General features: G+C 63.9%; 15 protein-coding genes. 8 read left to right on the top strand and 7 right to left on the bottom strand.

Annotated elements, in window-relative coordinates; all coding sequences use genetic code 11:
* Positions 1 to 42 precede the first annotated feature (42 nt).
* Both ABIB66_RS08615 and xth read left to right on the top strand, forming a co-directional pair.
* Positions 43 to 798 carry an outer membrane lipoprotein carrier protein LolA gene (locus tag ABIB66_RS08615; protein ID WP_275169010.1) on the top strand — a complete coding sequence of 252 codons (756 nt, stop codon included), beginning with the start codon at positions 43 to 45 and terminating at the stop codon, positions 796 to 798.
* A 126-nt stretch (positions 799 to 924) separates the two neighbouring features.
* Positions 925 to 1,740, top strand: coding sequence for an exodeoxyribonuclease III (gene xth / locus ABIB66_RS08610; protein WP_354064942.1), 816 nt, complete (start codon positions 925 to 927; stop codon positions 1,738 to 1,740).
* A 111-nt stretch (positions 1,741 to 1,851) separates the two neighbouring features.
* Here the strand turns inward: xth and ABIB66_RS08605 are convergent, their stop codons facing one another.
* Together ABIB66_RS08605 and ABIB66_RS08600 are read right to left on the bottom strand one after the other, a co-directional pair.
* Positions 1,852 to 2,295: a cyclic nucleotide-binding domain-containing protein gene (locus ABIB66_RS08605; RefSeq protein WP_007598631.1), complete on the bottom strand. Its 444-nt coding sequence runs from the start codon at positions 2,293 to 2,295 to the stop codon at positions 1,852 to 1,854.
* Positions 2,296 to 2,353: 58 nt separating this feature from the next.
* Entirely contained in the window at positions 2,354 to 3,040 is a 687-nt protein-coding gene (locus tag ABIB66_RS08600) for a response regulator transcription factor (protein WP_007598630.1), read from the bottom strand.
* Between the two features lie 202 nt (positions 3,041 to 3,242).
* On the opposite strand from ABIB66_RS08600, the gene ABIB66_RS08595 reads away from it, so the two are divergent.
* Both ABIB66_RS08595 and ABIB66_RS08590 read left to right on the top strand, forming a co-directional pair.
* The gene (locus tag ABIB66_RS08595) at positions 3,243 to 3,812 is read left to right on the top strand and encodes a L,D-transpeptidase family protein (protein WP_354209762.1); all 570 of its coding nucleotides are present in this window, start codon (positions 3,243 to 3,245) and stop codon (positions 3,810 to 3,812) included.
* A gap of 6 nt (positions 3,813 to 3,818) precedes the next feature.
* Entirely contained in the window at positions 3,819 to 4,592 is a 774-nt protein-coding gene (locus ABIB66_RS08590) for a 2-keto-4-pentenoate hydratase (protein WP_354209763.1), read from the top strand.
* A 138-nt stretch (positions 4,593 to 4,730) separates the two neighbouring features.
* On the opposite strand, the gene ABIB66_RS08585 is transcribed toward ABIB66_RS08590, so the two are convergent.
* Positions 4,731 to 5,420, bottom strand: coding sequence for a YggS family pyridoxal phosphate-dependent enzyme (locus tag ABIB66_RS08585; RefSeq protein ID WP_354064948.1), 690 nt, complete (start codon positions 5,418 to 5,420; stop codon positions 4,731 to 4,733).
* 107 nt (positions 5,421 to 5,527) lie between these two features.
* Between ABIB66_RS08585 and ABIB66_RS08580 the strand changes: the two genes are divergently transcribed.
* A complete protein-coding gene (locus tag ABIB66_RS08580; RefSeq protein ID WP_275169001.1) occupies positions 5,528 to 7,225 on the top strand; it encodes a diguanylate cyclase domain-containing protein in 1,698 nt (565 codons plus the stop codon).
* 3 nt (positions 7,226 to 7,228) lie between these two features.
* Here the strand turns inward: ABIB66_RS08580 and ABIB66_RS08575 are convergent, their stop codons facing one another.
* Complete coding sequence (locus tag ABIB66_RS08575; RefSeq protein WP_354254688.1) at positions 7,229 to 8,275, bottom strand: GGDEF domain-containing protein; 1,047 nt, start codon at positions 8,273 to 8,275, stop codon at positions 7,229 to 7,231.
* 193 nt (positions 8,276 to 8,468) lie between these two features.
* On the opposite strand from ABIB66_RS08575, the gene leuS reads away from it, so the two are divergent.
* Genes leuS through holA form a run of 3 tightly spaced genes read left to right on the top strand, consistent with a single transcriptional unit; the run spans position 8,469 to position 12,707 of the window.
* Positions 8,469 to 11,093, top strand: a complete 2,625-nt coding sequence (gene leuS / locus ABIB66_RS08570; protein WP_354254686.1) for a leucine--tRNA ligase — start codon at positions 8,469 to 8,471, stop codon at positions 11,091 to 11,093.
* Positions 11,080 to 11,631: an LPS assembly lipoprotein LptE gene (gene lptE / locus ABIB66_RS08565; protein WP_275168995.1), complete on the top strand. Its 552-nt coding sequence runs from the start codon at positions 11,080 to 11,082 to the stop codon at positions 11,629 to 11,631. The genes leuS and lptE overlap by 14 nt, the downstream gene beginning before the upstream one ends.
* A gap of 47 nt (positions 11,632 to 11,678) precedes the next feature.
* Positions 11,679 to 12,707 (top strand): DNA polymerase III subunit delta, encoded by a 1,029-nt coding sequence (gene holA, locus ABIB66_RS08560; RefSeq protein ID WP_354209766.1) that lies wholly within the window; start codon positions 11,679 to 11,681, stop codon positions 12,705 to 12,707.
* A 161-nt stretch (positions 12,708 to 12,868) separates the two neighbouring features.
* On the opposite strand, the gene ABIB66_RS08555 is transcribed toward holA, so the two are convergent.
* The 3 genes from ABIB66_RS08555 to rsmG all read right to left on the bottom strand — a co-directional run bounded on the left by ABIB66_RS08555 (position 12,869) and on the right by rsmG (position 15,453).
* The gene (locus tag ABIB66_RS08555; protein WP_275168991.1) at positions 12,869 to 13,753 is read right to left on the bottom strand and encodes a ParB/RepB/Spo0J family partition protein; all 885 of its coding nucleotides are present in this window, start codon (positions 13,751 to 13,753) and stop codon (positions 12,869 to 12,871) included.
* A 174-nt stretch (positions 13,754 to 13,927) separates the two neighbouring features.
* Complete coding sequence (locus ABIB66_RS08550; RefSeq protein ID WP_007598621.1) at positions 13,928 to 14,782, bottom strand: ParA family protein; 855 nt, start codon at positions 14,780 to 14,782, stop codon at positions 13,928 to 13,930.
* Between the two features lie 29 nt (positions 14,783 to 14,811).
* The gene (rsmG, locus tag ABIB66_RS08545; RefSeq protein ID WP_354254733.1) at positions 14,812 to 15,453 is read right to left on the bottom strand and encodes a 16S rRNA (guanine(527)-N(7))-methyltransferase RsmG; all 642 of its coding nucleotides are present in this window, start codon (positions 15,451 to 15,453) and stop codon (positions 14,812 to 14,814) included.
* Between the last annotated feature and the right edge of the window lie 114 nt (positions 15,454 to 15,567).

Raw genomic sequence — 15,567 nt, 5'->3', positions numbered from 1 at the left:
GACATTCGATTCGCTGCCATCGTCGCTGCGCGAAGCGCGCGCATGGCCGGCGTGATTCTCGTCATCGCCGCGATGGTGAGTGCGGCGTCGTTCGCGCAGACCGTTCCCGTGCCGAAGCCCGCACCGAAGGGCCGCGATGGCGGTCCGGCCGGCGGCGGGCCCACTGTCACCGGCGCGACCCAGGCGCCGCCGAATCCGGTGATCCCGGACCCGCGCCGTAACGTGCCGAGCAGCATCTTCCAGACCTTCGATGCGAACCAGAAGGCGCAGGCCGCCAAGGTCAGTGCCTACCTATCGTCATTGTCGACGCTGGTCGGGAATTTCGTCCAGGTCGGTCCCGACGGCAGCAAGACGCAAGGCGACTTCTACATCCAGAAGCCGGGCAAGGTGCGCTTCGAATATGACGCGCCGAGCCCGATCGACATCGTCGCCGACGGATCGTCACTGGTGGTGCGCGACCGCAAGCTCGCGACGCAGGACGTCTATCCGCTGTCGCAGACACCCTTGCGTTTCCTGCTGTCCGACCGCATCGATCTGATGAAGGACACCAACGTCGTCAACGTCTCGGCCGACGACGTCTTCGTCAGCGTCACCATCGAGGAGAAGCAGGCGCTGGTCGGCACCAGCCGCCTCTTGCTGATGTTCGGCGCCAAGGACGGCCAGTTGAAGCAGTGGACCGTCACCGATCCGCAGGGCTACGACACCACGATCGCGGTCTATAATCTGGATACGAGCAAGAAGCTCGATCCCGGCATGTTCAAGATCGACTTCACGAATTACGGCGCGTCGCCGGGCTAAGGACTGTTTACTGCTCTATCGTCATGCCCGGGCCTGTCCCGGGCATCCACGTTCTGGACCTACAAAAAGGCGTGGATGGCCGGGTCAAGCCCGGCCATGACGGATGGAGTTTGTTAGATCAATCTCATGCGTTTTTCCCTGACAACCTGGAACATCAACTCGGTGCGGCTACGCATCGATCTGGTCGCAAAATTTCTCAAGAGCGCGCGACCGGACGTGCTGTGTCTCCAGGAAACCAAGTGCATCGACGACGCCTTTCCCCTGAAGCGCTTCAAGCGGCTCGGTTACGAGCATGTCGCGTTGAACGGGCAGAAGGGCTATCACGGCGTCGCCATCGTCTCCAAGATTCCGTTCGAGTCGAAGGACATCCGCACCTTCTGCGACAAGGTGGATTCACGCCACATCTCAGTATCGTTCGGTGAGAAGGCTGGGATCGCGAAGCCCCTGGTGGTGCATAATTTCTACGTGCCGGCCGGCGGCGACATTCCCGATCCCGCGTTGAACGAGAAATTCGATCACAAGCTCCGCTTCCTCGACGAGATGAAGGCGTGCGAGCCGTTGCATCCGCGCGGCGAGGATCGCCACATCCTGGTCGGCGATCTCAACGTTGCCCCGCATGAGAACGACGTCTGGTCGCACAAGCAGCTCCTGAAAGTGGTGTCGCACACGCCTGTCGAAACCGAGAAGCTGCAAGCCGCGCTCGCCGCCGGCGAGTGGGTCGACGTCGCCCGCGAGCGCATTCCGCTGTCGGAAAAGGTCTACACCTGGTGGAGCTACCGCTCCGCCGATTGGACCGTCGGCGACCGCGGCCGCCGGCTCGACCACATCTGGGTCTCGCGCGCGCTGAAAGATGCGGTCAGTGATTTCAGGATTTTGCGCGACGCGCGGAGCTGGGAGCGGCCGTCGGACCATGTGCCTGTTACGGTGACGCTCGATCTGTGATTACCGGAGATCCGTAGCCCGGATGGAGCGAGGCGCAATCCGGGACGGACTTTCCGTAGGCGAGAATCCTGGATTACGCTTCGCTCCATCCGGGCTACGAAGCTAAGACACTCAGCTCGTCAGCTTCGCACCCGCCATCAATATATCGCTGGCGATCTGGCTGGAGCGCACTGCGAATTCATCGCGCAGGCGAACGGCGGCGGCGGGGTCGCTTTCGAGCACGCGCTGAAACAGGCTGCGCGCGACGCGGATGACGGAGGCGTGCTCGATCGCGATCGCGCTCGACGGCCGCTTCATCGGTACGATCAGCGCGAGCTCGCCGATCAGCGCACCGGGACTTGCGATCATCTCCGCGCCGGCGCCGTCGTCGACCCGGAAGGCGCCGCGCTGGACCACGAAGCCGGCATCGGCATCGTCGCCGAGATTGAACAAGACGTCGCCGCGGACGAAGTCACGCTGCTCGGAGCCGATCGCCAGCATGCGCAACGAAGCGTCTCCCAACAGGCGCAGTGTCGGGACACGCTCGAGAAGCGCTACATCGTCGTCGATTGACATTCAGGTCCGGAGCTCAAGGGCATGCAATCTAAAACGATTCGCACGCCCCAGAAGCGTATCACGGCACCAGCTTGTAGCCACCGGCTTCCGTGACCAGGATTTCCGGGTTGGCGGCGTCCTTCTCGATCTTCTGGCGAAGGCGGTAGATGTGGGTTTCCAGCGTGTGGGTGGTGACGCCAGAATTGTAGCCCCAGACTTCCTGGAGCAGGGTCTCGCGCGAGACCGGCATCTGGCCGGCCCGGTAGAGGAAGCGGAGGATGGCGGTTTCCTTCTCCGTCAGCCGGACCTTGCGCGCATTGGCGGCGGTCAGCATCTTGGAGCCGGGCCGGAAAGAGTAGGGGCCGACCGAGAACACCGCGTCCTCGCTGGCTTCGTGCTGCCGGAGCTGGGCGCGGATGCGCGCCAGCAGCACGGCGAAGCGGAAGGGTTTTGCGACATAGTCGTTGGCGCCGGATTCCAGCCCCAAAATCGTGTCGGAATCGGTGTCATGCCCGGTGAGCATGATGATCGGAGCCTTGAACCCGCCCTTGCGTAACGAACGGACCACTTCGCGGCCATCCGTGTCGGGCAGGCCAACATCCATCAGGACGAGATCGGGGGCATTGGCCTTCGCGGCGCTCGCGCCCTTGGCGCCGGTATCGACCGCGGAGGCTTCGAATTCTTCGTGCAGCGACAATTGCTCCACCAACGTATCGCGCAGATCGGTATCGTCATCCACGATCAGGATCTTGCGGGCATTGGCCATAGGGGGTCATCCTTTTGGGGTCCGGCGCGGCGCGCATCCATGCTGCACCCAGCCGAGAGGGAAGTTTAGGGGTCGCCGTTATTATTGTTGTTCGTCTTGAAGTAGTGGGCTGTTACCGATTCACAAGCCAGAACCACTCTAACCCAGAATAGCAGGCCGTTTTGATGAATGTCCTGTAATGAATTCGACATCGCACGTTCACATGAAAAATAAAGCTGCGTCAGCTAGTTACACCATAAACCGAAGCGCCGGGCCGCTCTCGGCGATCCGCGTTAAGCCTGCCGCCGGGAATCCGCGCCGGGGTTGGCTGACTGCCGGAGCGCTGACGATTCCGGTGGCGCTCGGACGCGGCGGCATTCTGGCGAACAAGCGCGAGGGCGATGGCGGCACCCCGAGGGGCAGCTTCCGTCCCAGGCGATTGTGGTGGCGGGGCGACCGGCACAGCCGCCCGCAGACCTTCCTGCCGGCCCGGATCATCACCGGCGAGGACGCCTGGTGCGAGGATCCCAAGGACCGCCACTACAATCAGGGAATCCGGCTCGGCGAGGGGCAGGGCGGTGACCGGCTCAAACGAGCCGACCATCTCTATGACTTCATCGTCGAAATCGACCACAACACGAGGCCGCGGATCGCCGGCCGCGGCAGCGCGGTGTTTTTGCATCTGGCGCGCGACAATTTCGGCCCGACCGCAGGCTGCGTCTCGATGACCGAAGCAGCGATGCGACACTTGCTGCGGCGGCTGGGACCAAAAACAAAAATCATCATCGGGTGAGGACACATGCTCGACAGGGATCAGATCGCCGCCGCCTCGCAGGTTCTGGTCAAACATTGGCGCGACGGCACCAAGTTAGACGCACTGGAGCCACGGTTGCGGCCTCAGAACCGCACCGAGGGTTACGCCGTGCAGGCTGCGCCCAGCGGGACATTATTCGGCTGGAAGATCGCGGCGACGAGCGAGTCCGGACAGAAGCACATCAATGTCGCGGGACCGCTGGCCGGTCGGATCATGAGCGACACCGTGATCGCCGATGGCGGCACCGCCTCGATGAAGGGCAACGCGATGCGCGTCGGCGAACCCGAGTTCGCTTTCCGCATGGCGCGCGATCTGCCGCCGCGCGCGGCGCCGTATCCTGTCGACGAGGTGCTCGCCGCCGTGGACAGCTTGCATCCCGCGATCGAGATTCCCGATTCGCGCTTTGCTGATTTTGTCAGCGCCGGCGAGGCGCAGCTGATCGCCGACAACGCCTGTGCGCATCTGTTCGTGCTGGGCGCAGCGACGAATGCGAACTGGCGCGCCATGGATCTCGTCGAGCAGCGGCCGCAGATCACGCTGCGCGGCCAGCGCTATCTCGGTTACGGCAAGAACGTGCTCGGCGATCCCCGCATTGCCCTGGTCTGGCTGGCGAACGAGCTGCGTGGCCTCGGCATCACCTTGCGGGCAGGGGAGGTGGTGACCACGGGCACGTGCCATCCGCCGCTGCCGATCCAGGCGGGCGATCATTTCGCGGCGGATTTCGGCGTGCTGGGGATGGTGTCGGTGAGGTTCGAATAGGCCCCGCATACACCACCGTCATTGCGAGCGCAGCGAAGCAATCCAGAGTCCCTCCGTGGAAAGATTCTGGATTGCTTCGCTGCGCTCGCAATGACGAAATCGATAGCCGTTGCCGGGCGCGACCCAGGCTTACAGCTCTCACCGGTGCCCGAAGATCGCACTTCCCACGCGCACATGGGTGGCGCCGAGCATGATCGCGGTCGCATAATCCGCGCTCATTCCCATCGAGAGCTTCTTCAATCCATTGCGCGCGGCGATCTTGGCGGTCAGCGCGAAATGCGCCGCCGGCGGCTCGTCTACCGGCGGGATGCACATCAACCCCGATATCGTCAGCCCATAGCTGTCGCGGCAGCTCGCGATGAAAGCATCGGCCTCGCCGGGGGCGATGCCCGCCTTCTGCGGCTCCTCACCGATATTGATCTGGACAAACAATTCCGGGTGCTTGTTCTGGGATTCGATTTCCTTGGCTAACGCCTGGCAAATGCTCGGACGGTCGACCGAATGGATGGCATCGAACAGCGCGACCGCCTCTTTCGCCTTGTTGGATTGCAGCGGCCCGATCAGATGCAGCGCGATATCGGAGTAACCAGAAGTTAACGCGGGCCACTTGCCTTTGGCCTCCTGCACGCGATTCTCCCCGAATACGCGCTGTCCGGCGTCGATGACTGGGGTAATTGCATCCGCGGCGAAAGTTTTCGATACCGCGATCAGCGTCACGGAGCCACGTTCGCGGCGCGCATCCTTGCAGGCGCGCGCGATTTCGGCTTCGACCGCGGCGAGCGCGTTTGGTGAATGGCCGGTTAGCGGCGCGGCGTTGGCTTCAGTCATGATGTCGCATCGGAGTTGTTGTTGCGGAGCTAGTTCTAATTTTACCGAGTTCAAGAAAGAGTTTTTGAACCCTTTGCTTTACCTTGGCTGCGGGGTGGGCAGCGAAGATGGCAAACGTCAGTTTCAACCGCAAACGAGCGAAACTCAAGCAGGTTCTCGGAATCCGGGCGCGGCTTGCGTTGCTCGCGGTGATTCTGGTGACGCCTCTGATGTTCGAGCGCATCCGTTCGCTTGAAGACACGCGCACGAGGCAGATCGCGCAGGCCACGGCCGAATTCACCACCGTTGCAAGGCACAGCGCCGATGCGCAGCGCGAGGTGATCTCGTCGGTCGAGACCATCCTGAAATCGGAAGCTTTCATCCGCGCCTCCGCCGGCGGCATCAGCAAGAGCTGTGACGTGCTGCGCGCGAGCCTGCCGTCAAATCTCCCCTGGATCCGCACGCTTCTGATTGCCGGCCAGGACGGACGCATCCAGTGCGCCACCAACAACATGTATGTCGGTCTCGACCTCAGCGACCGGCCCTACTTCCAGCAGGCGCAGGAAACCGGCCGTTTCGTGCTGAGCGACTTCATCCTGTCGCGCCCGGTGCTAACACCGACCGTCATGGCGGTCTACCCGGTGTCCGCCTTTAGCGGCGTAGCGGATGCCGTCGTGCTCGCCACCGTCAACCTCGACTGGATGTCGAAGGTCATGAGCAATCTGGGTGGCCGCGCCGGCATCACGGCCGTGCTGGTCGACAGCGCCGGCATCGTGCTGGCGGCACCGGCCGACCAGCATAGCGCGATCGGCCGTCCGCTCGACAACATGCCGCTGATGTCCGCGATCGCCGACAAGGCGCTGAGGTCGGACCAGGACGAAGGCTCACTCTCTTTCCTCGCTGCCGACGGCTCCCGCCGCGCGGTCAGCTATATCCGCATCGCCGGGACCAATGCCCGCCTGATCGCCAGCATCGACGAGGACAAGGTGTCCGCGGCCGTGAGCCGCGACATCCGCACCGCCTATCTCCAGCTCGCTTTCGTCGTGCTATTCGTGCTGCTCGGCGCGCTGATCGCAGCCGAGAAACTGGTGATCAAGCCGATCAGGATGCTCGCCGACATGGCCAAGCGTCTGGGCGAGGGCGATCTGTCGGCGCGCGCCGCGCGCAATCGCCTGCCGGCCGAGTTCGTGCCGCTGGCCCGCGCGTTCAACGCGATGGCCGCGCAGCTCAGCCAGCGCGAACGCGAGCTGATGGCGAGCAATGACCGGCTCACGGTGATGGCCTCGATCGACATGTTGTCGGGGCTCGCCAACCGCCGCGGCTTCCAGAGCCGCCTCGACTTCGAATGGATGCGCGCGCAGCAATATGGCAGCGACCTCGCGCTTCTGATGATCGACGTCGACCATTTCAAGCTGTTCAACGACACCTATGGCCATCTCGAAGGCGATTCCTGCCTGACCAGGCTCGGCGAATCACTGTCCGGCATCGCCGCCGACACGATGGGCTTCGCGGCCCGCTACGGCGGCGAGGAATTCTGCCTGTTGCTGCCGAACACCGACGTGGCGCGTGCCGTCGAAATCGGCGAACAGGCGCGCGCGGCCGTGCTGAAGCTGTGCCTGCCGCACATCACCTCCGACCACATGATCGTCACCGTCTCGATCGGCGTTGCCGCGACAAAGCCCAACGAGAGCTTGCGTCCGGGCGATTTGATCGAAGCCGCCGACGCCGCGCTCTACGCCGCCAAGCACCGCGGTCGCAACAACGTCGTCGAGCACGGCATCACGGTGATCGACAACGGCGCGGCGGAAATGATGATGGCGGGTTGAGGGCTAACCCGCAGCCCCAGCCTGATCGAGCTCGATCTCAGTGACAACGCGATTGCGGCCGCTGTTCTTGGCGAGATAGAGCGCACGATCGCAGCGCTCGATGAGATCGGTGATCGCTTCGCCGCTCCGGTACTGCGCAACACCAATCGACACGCTAATATGGGGAAGGACCTCGCCGGTCGACCGGCGCGTGATCCTGCATTCCGCGATCGCGTGCCTGATGCGCTCGGCAATCTGGGCGCAGACGGCGAGATCGGCATCCGGCAACACCGCGATCAACTCCTCGCCGCCATAGCGGGCCGACAGGTCCTGCTCGCGGACCTTTTCGCGCAGCACCTTGGCCATCAGGCGCAGGACCTGGTCGCCGACGCCGTGGCCGAAACTGTCGTCGAAGGTCTTGAAGTGGTCGATGTCGAGCATCAGCACGCTGAGCGACTCGCCCCAGTCCGCAGTCGCCTGCGCCTTGCGCAGGAATTCATCGAGCGCCCGGCGGTTGGCGAGGCCTGTGAGCGTATCGGTGCGGGCACGCTCCTCGGATCTGGAGAGAGAGGCGCGGATCACGTCGAGCTCGCGGGTCTTTTCTGCAAAGCCCGCCTCTAGCCGCGTCGCGCGGGTGGCCGCGCGGCCCAGCTCGTTCATGAGCTGGGCAACCAGCGCTTTGGGATCGACGCCGGCCTTGCCCTGGTCCGCGACCTCGTTGATCGCCTGCATCTGGGAGTGATTGTCGGCAATCGCAGTCGCAAGAAAATCCTTCGCCGCCCCCATGAGAGCATGCAGCCGCTCCGAGGTCTCCGAGACGATAGCGCCCCCCTTGGGCGCGACATAGGTCTCGAACAGATCCTGATTGGTCCTGACGTCGAAGGGACGGTTATGATCGATCAGGAGGTCGATGGCGTTGCGCAGATCATCATGGCTGCCCGCGAAATAGCGAAACCAGACGGCGAAATTGGCCGGCGTGGCAGGGATCCGCTGTTCGGCCATGCTCCGCATCGCCCGTTCGGCAACGGACGCGGCATAGTCGTAATCGAGATCGTCGAAGCTGGCGTCCATCGCGAATCTTGAGAGTTCTGGTCAGTCGCAAACTCGCATCGACCCCTTAATCACGCCCCAACGCGGCCTCAGTAGTTATGCGGTGCAGCGCCGAAGGTTCCCAAATTGCGGCAACCCATTGACCCCTTGAGGACTTCTATGGCCTAGTCCGCCGTCTTTAGACGGCCCAGATCCACGAAAACCCAACGATTCCATGACCTCCGAACGCTATAACGCCCGCGACGCCGAACCGCGCTGGCAAGCCGCTTGGGACCAACAGGCGATCTTCGTCTCCAAGAACGACGATCCGCGGCCTAAATATTATGTGCTGGAGATGTTCCCCTACCCGTCGGGGCGCATCCATATCGGCCATGTCCGCAATTACACGCTCGGCGACGTGCTGGCCCGCTTCATGCGCGCCCAGGGTTTCAACGTGCTGCATCCGATGGGCTGGGACGCTTTCGGCCTGCCGGCCGAGAACGCCGCGATCGAGCGCAAGGTGGCGCCGAAGGCCTGGACCTACGACAACATCGCCGCGATGAAGAAGCAGCTCCGCTCGATCGGGCTGTCGCTGGACTGGAGCCGCGAGATCGCGACCTGCGATCCCAGCTACTACAAGCACCAGCAGAAGTTGTTTCTGGACTTCCTGCGCGAAGGCCTCGCCGAGCGCGAAAAGCGCAAGGTGAACTGGGACCCTGTCGACATGACCGTGCTCGCCAACGAGCAGGTGATCGACGGCAAAGGCTGGCGTTCGGGTGCCGTTGTCGAACAACGGGAAATGAACCAGTGGGTCTTCAAGATCACGAGGTACTCGCAGGAGCTGCTGTCGGCCCTGGATACGCTGGATCGCTGGCCCGACAAGGTGCGGCTGATGCAGCGCAACTGGATCGGCCGGTCCGAGGGCCTGTTGATCCGCTTCGCGCTTGATGCGGCGACGACGCCGGCCGGCGAGAGCGAACTGAAGATTTTCACGACGCGCCCCGACACGCTGTTCGGCGCGAAGTTCATGGCGATCTCGGCCGATCATCCGCTGGCGCAGGCCGCCGCGGCGAAGAATCCGAAGCTCGCCGAGTTCATCGGCGAGATCAAGCGGATGGGCACGGCGCAGGAGATCATCGACACCGCCGAGAAGCAGGGTTTTGACACAGACATCCGCGCGGCTCACCCGTTCGACCCGAGTTGGAAGCTGCCGGTCTATGTCGCCAACTTCGTGCTGATGGAATACGGCACCGGCGCCATCTTCGGCTGCCCCGCCCACGACCAGCGCGATCTCGACTTCGTCAACAAATATGCTCTCGGCAACACGCCGGTGGTGTGCCCCGAAGGCCAAGATCCCAAGAGCTTTGTCATCATCGATACCGCCTATGACGGTGACGGCCGCATGATCAATTCGCGCTTCCTCGACGGCATGACCATCGATCAGGCCAAGGACGAGGTAGCGAAGCGTCTCGAGACCAAGCTGCGCGGCAACGCGCCGGTCGGCGAGCGCCAGGTGAACTTCCGCCTGCGCGACTGGGGCATTTCGCGCCAGCGCTATTGGGGTTGCCCGATCCCCGTCATCCATTGCCCGAAATGCGATGTGGTGCCGGTGCCGGATGCCGACCTCCCGGTGGTGCTGCCGGAGGATGTGAGCTTCGACAAGCCGGGCAACGCGCTCGATCATCATCCGACCTGGAAGCACGTCACCTGTCCGCATTGCGGCGGCAAGGCTAGCCGCGAAACCGACACCATGGACACCTTCGTGGATTCGTCCTGGTACTTTGCGCGCTTCACCGATCCCTGGAACGAGAACGCGCCGACGACGCCTGCGGTCGCCAACCGCATGCTGCCGGTCGACCAGTATATCGGCGGCGTCGAACACGCGATCCTGCATCTGCTCTACAGCCGCTTCTTCACCCGCGCGATGAAGGCGACCGGGCACATCGCACTGGACGAGCCGTTCGCCGGCATGTTCACGCAGGGCATGGTGGTGCACGAGACCTACCAGAAGGCCGACGGCACCTATGTCCAGCCGGTCGAGGTGAAGGTCGAGACCGGCGCGAACGGCCGACGCGCCACGCTGCTGACGTCAGGCGAAGACATCCAGATCGGCCCGATCGAGAAGATGTCGAAATCGAAGAAGAACACGGTCGACCCCGACGACATCATCGAGACCTACGGCGCCGACGTCGCCCGCTGGTTCATGCTGTCGGACTCCCCGCCCGAGCGCGACGTGATCTGGAGCGATGAGCGCGTCCAGGGCGCCTCGCGGTTCGTGCAGCGGCTGTGGCGGCTGGTGAACGACTCAATTGAGCCCGGCAAGACCGCGCCGGCGGCCCGGCCGGCCAGCTTCGGCCCGGACGCCACCGCCTTGCGCAAGGCCGCCCATGGCGCGCTGGACAAGGTCACCACCGGGATCGAGCGGCTGCACTTCAACGTCTGCCTCGCCCATATCCGCGAATTCACCAATTCGTTTGCGGAGGTCTTGCAGCGTCCCGGCCAGCCGGCTCCAGACTTGGCCTGGGCGATCCGGGAGGCCAGCCAGATCCTGGTCCAGCTGTTCTCCCCGATGATGCCGCATCTGGCCGAGGAGTGTTGGCAGGTTCTGGGCCACAGCGGGCTGGTTTCCGAGGCCAATTGGCCCCAAATCGAACGCGATTTGCTGGTTGAAGACAGTGTGACCCTGGTGGTCCAGGTCAACGGCAAGAAGCGGGGCGAGGTCACAGTTGCAACAGCGGCCGAGAATCCGGAAATCGAGGCTGCCGTTTTGGCCCTCGATGCGGTAAAACTGGCCCTGGACGGCAAGCCCGTCCGCAAGGTGATTATCGTCCCCAAGAGGATCGTGAATGTTGTCGGCTAGGATCCGCATCGCAGCCCGCTTGCTGGCGGTCGCCGCACTGGCGGCCATGACGGCCGGCTGCTTCCACCCGATGTATGCCGAGCACACCGACGGCACCCCCGGCCTGCGCGAGAAGCTGATGGGGGTCGATCTGCCCCCGATCGCCAAGGCCAATGCGTCGCGCGAGGCCCGCGTCGGCGTCGAGGTCCGCAACGCGCTGGCCTTCAAGCTCTATGGCACCGCCACCGGCATGCCGCCGACCCACCGCCTCGAGATCCGCTTCGCAAGCAGCAAGACGTCGCTGATCGTCAATCCCAATACCGGCCTGCCGAGCAGCGAAAACTACGGCCTCGACGCCCAGTACAATCTGATCGAGGTGGTCAGCGGCAGGTCGGTGATGACCGGCACGACGTTCTCCCGCGTGTCCTACGACATGCCCGGCTCCTATCAGCGCTTCAGCCGCAACCGCGCGATACGTGATGCCGAGGATCGTGCCGCCAACGAGATCGCAGAGAACATCACGACTCGCCTCGCCTCGTTCTTCACCGCGGGCACTTAATTCATCCCGTCATCCCGGTTCGCCCGGAATGACGACCCCCAGGCAACATGGTCGCGCTGCGCGGAAAAGAGATCGACGCCTTTCTCGCCCGCCCCGATGCGGGCCGTCCGATCATCCTGCTCTACGGTCCTGACGCCGGCCTGGTCCGCGAACGCGCGGATGCGCTGATCGCCTCGGCTGTCGACGATCTCAACGATCCCTTTTCACTGGTCAAGGTCGATGGTGACGAGCTCTCCGCCGAGCCGTCGCGCCTCGTCGACGAGGCCATGACGGTGCCGCTGTTCGGCGGCCGCCGCGCCATCCGCGTGCGCGCCGGCTCGCGCAGCTTTGCCAGCGCTATCGACACGCTGGCGGAGATGGGCGTCAAGGATTGCCGCATCGTGATCGAGGCCGGCGAGCTGCGCCCGGAATCGCCACTGCGCAAGGCCTGCGAACGCGCCAAGACGGCCGTCGCGATCGCCTGCTATCCCGATACCGAGCGCGACCTCGCCAAGCTGATGGAAGACGAGCTTCGCATCGCCAATTTGCGCATCGCGCAGGATGCCCGCGCGGTGCTGATGTCGTTCCTCGGCGGCGACCGCCAGGCCTCCCGCAACGAGCTGCGCAAGCTCACGCTCTATGCCCACGGCAAGGGCGAGATCACGCTGGATGACGTGATGGCTGTCGTCGCCGATGCGTCGGAGCTGAAACTCGATCCGATCGTCGATGGTGCCTTCGCCGGCCGGCCCGAGATCGTCGAGAACGAATTTGCCAAAGCCATGATCGCCGGCACCTACCCCGGCGTGATCATCTCTGCGGCGCAGCGTCAGGCGGCGTGGCTGCACAAATCCGCGCTCGCGATCGCCGACGGCACGCCCGCTTCCGCCGTGCTCGACAGCGGCTATCCGCGCCTGCATTTTTCGCGGAAGCCCGCGGTCGAAACCGCACTGCGTAATTTCAGCATGGCGCGGCTCGCCGCCATCATCGAGCAGCTCGCGACCGCCGCGCTCGACACCCGCAAGCAATCCACCCTCGCCGCCGCCATCGCCCAGCGCACGCTGATGGCGATCGCCGCGAACGCGAAGCGGCGGGGCTGAGCACCCGCTCTGTCTGTCCCCTCGTCATTGCGACGAGCCCTTGCGACGAAGCAATCCAGAATCTCTCCCCGGAAAGATTCTGGATTGTTTCGCTACGCTCGCAATGACGTGTCGAATCGGCATGTCGTCCTGGCTTTCGCCAGGACGGCACCGAGAGCGGCCTACACCGCGCCCTTTGCCAGCCGCCGCATGACCTCGTCGAGCTGATCGAGGTTGCGGTAGTTGATCTGGACCGAGCCGCCGGGGTCGCGGTGGCTCACCGTGACCTTGAGCCCGAGCGCGTCGCTGACGCGCTTCTCCAGGTCGACCGTATCAGGGTCCTTTTCCTTTGCTCCCGTGCGGGCCTTCTGCGGCTTGCGCTCCGGCACGCCCTCTTCATGCGCCAGCGCCTCGGTCTGGCGGACGTTGAGGCCTTCTTCGACGATGCGCTTGGCGGCTGCGAGCGGATCAGGCACGCCGATCAGCGCGCGGGCATGACCCGCGGTCAGCTCACCGCTCGTGATCAACGCTTGTACCTCCGCAGGAAGCTTCGTCAGCCGCATCATGTTGGCGATGTGGCTGCGGCTCTTGCCGACGACTTTGGCGATGTCGTCCTGGCTGCGTTTGAACTCGTTGGCGAGCGCGTGATAGCCGAGCGCCTCTTCCATCGGGTTGAGGTCTTCGCGCTGCACATTCTCGACGATCGCGAACTCCAGCGCATCGCTGTCGCTGATGTCGACGGGAACGATCGGCACTTCGTGCAGGCCGGCCATTTGCGAGGCGCGCCAGCGCCGCTCGCCGGCGATGATCTCGAAGCGGTCCTGCGCCCCCTTCACCGGGCGCACCACGATCGGCTGGATCACGCCGTGCTGCCTGATCGAATCGCTAAGCTCCCTGAGCTCGCTTTCCGAAAAGGTGCGGCGCGGGTTGCGCGGATTGGGCTTGATGAACTCGATCGGCACCTTGCGCTGCGCGCGCGGCCGATCGACATGCTGAGCCTCGCCCCCGACGTCACCGATCAGACTCGCAAGACCCCGGCCCAATCGCGAACGCGCTTCGTCGGCCATCGCCAGCTCCCTTGGATTCACGCTGCAGCACTCCAGAACTGAATTTCGAATCGTAGGGTGGGTTAGCCCTGCAGATGCGCGAAGCGTATCTGCTCGGCGTAACCCACCTCTTCTGTTTCCGCGGAGATCGACAGTGGTGGGTTACGCCTTCGGCTAACCCACCCTACGGCAACATCAATGCGTCGTCCGCAGCTCGCGCTCGCGCTGGATTACTTCGGTGGCGAGCCGCAGATAAGCTTCGCTGCCGACGCATTTGAGGTCGTAGACCAGCACCGGCTTGCCGTAGGACGGCGCCTCCGAGATGCGCACGTTGCGCGGGATCATGGTCTTGTAGACCTTCTCGCCCATGAACTGCCGGACGTCGGCAACGACCTGGTTCGAGAGATTGTTGCGCGAGTCGAACATGGTCAGCACGATGCCGTGGATCGACAGGTTCGGATTGAGCGTCGAGCGTACCTGCTCCACCGTCTGCAGCAATTGCGACAAACCTTCGAGCGCGAAGAACTCGCACTGGAGCGGCACCAGGATCGCGTCGGAAGCCGCCATCGCGTTCACGGTGATCAAGTTGAGCGAGGGCGGACAGTCGATCAGCACGTAGGTGTAATCGGCGTCGGGAGAGACGTTGTTGTTGAGCGCGCTGATCGCGTCACGGAGCTTGTACGCACGACCGGGCGTGGTGCCGAGCTCGAGCTCGAGGCCGGAGAGATCCATGGTCGACGGCGCAATATGCAGCCGTGGCACAGCCGTCGAGACCACCGCTTCCCGCAGGCTCGCCTCGCCTACCAGAACGTCATAGGTCGAGCAGGAGCGGTTGCGGCGATCGATGCCGAGGCCGGTCGAGGCGTTGCCCTGCGGATCGAGATCGACGATCAGGACACGTTCGCCGATCGCAGCGAGCGCCGTGCCGAGATTGATCGCCGTGGTTGTTTTTCCCACGCCGCCCTTCTGGTTCGCCAGCGCCAGGATGCGCGGATGGCCCTGCGGGACGGCGGCGGTCTGTTCTTGCTGCGGCTCGTCAATCACGCTCATCGCAAATTCCCCACTCGGCCCCTGACGCCTCACCCGCGCCGTTCGACGGAAGCCAGCTCGACGATCCAACCGTCGCCTGTCCGGCTTTGGTGAAGCTGCGGCTGAATATTCCAATATTTAGTGGCTTCGGTCAATTCAGACTCTACATCTTGACCCTTAAGAAACAACGCTTTTGCGCCCTGGCGCATCAGCGGCTCCGCAAAGCCGATAAGTTGATGTAGCGGAGCCAGCGCACGCGCGGTGACGCAATCGACAGGGCCGGTGATTCTATCCACATTATCCCCGATCTCAGCGAGATGTACGACTCCCGGAGATGCCGTGACGCGAATGGCTTCGCGGAGGAAGGCCGCCTTCTTGGCGATTCGCTCGACCAGATGGACGCTCGCCCCGACGGTCCCCGCCATGGCGCAGGCCAGGACGATTCCCGGAAAGCCGCCGCCGCTGCCGAGGTCGGCCCAGCGTTGGGCGGACGGGGCGAGAGCGACGAGCTGAAGCGAATCGGCGATGTGCCGGGTCCAGAGATGCGGCAATGTCGAGGGCGCGACCAGGTTGGTCTTGGCCTGCCACTCCCGGAGCAGTGCGATGTAGCGATCGAGCCGGGCCTCGGTTTCATGTGAAACGGGCGCGAGCTTGAGCGCCGCAACCTTGTCGGCCGCGATCACGGCGTCCAGGGATCGATCGTTGGCGCTGGCCTTGTCGATCTTCGGCCGGGTCGGCGCCGGGTCGGAGCGACGACCGGCACCCTCACCCGCCGAGGGTTTTCCTGATGACGATCTGCCGCCGCC

This window comes from Bradyrhizobium sp. F1.13.3 (assembly GCF_040548265.1).
In the GTDB taxonomy this organism is placed as follows: Bacteria; Pseudomonadota; Alphaproteobacteria; order Rhizobiales; family Xanthobacteraceae; genus Bradyrhizobium.
The sequence above is the reverse complement of the archived record's forward strand: the minus strand, read 5'-3'. Positions and strand labels throughout refer to the sequence as shown.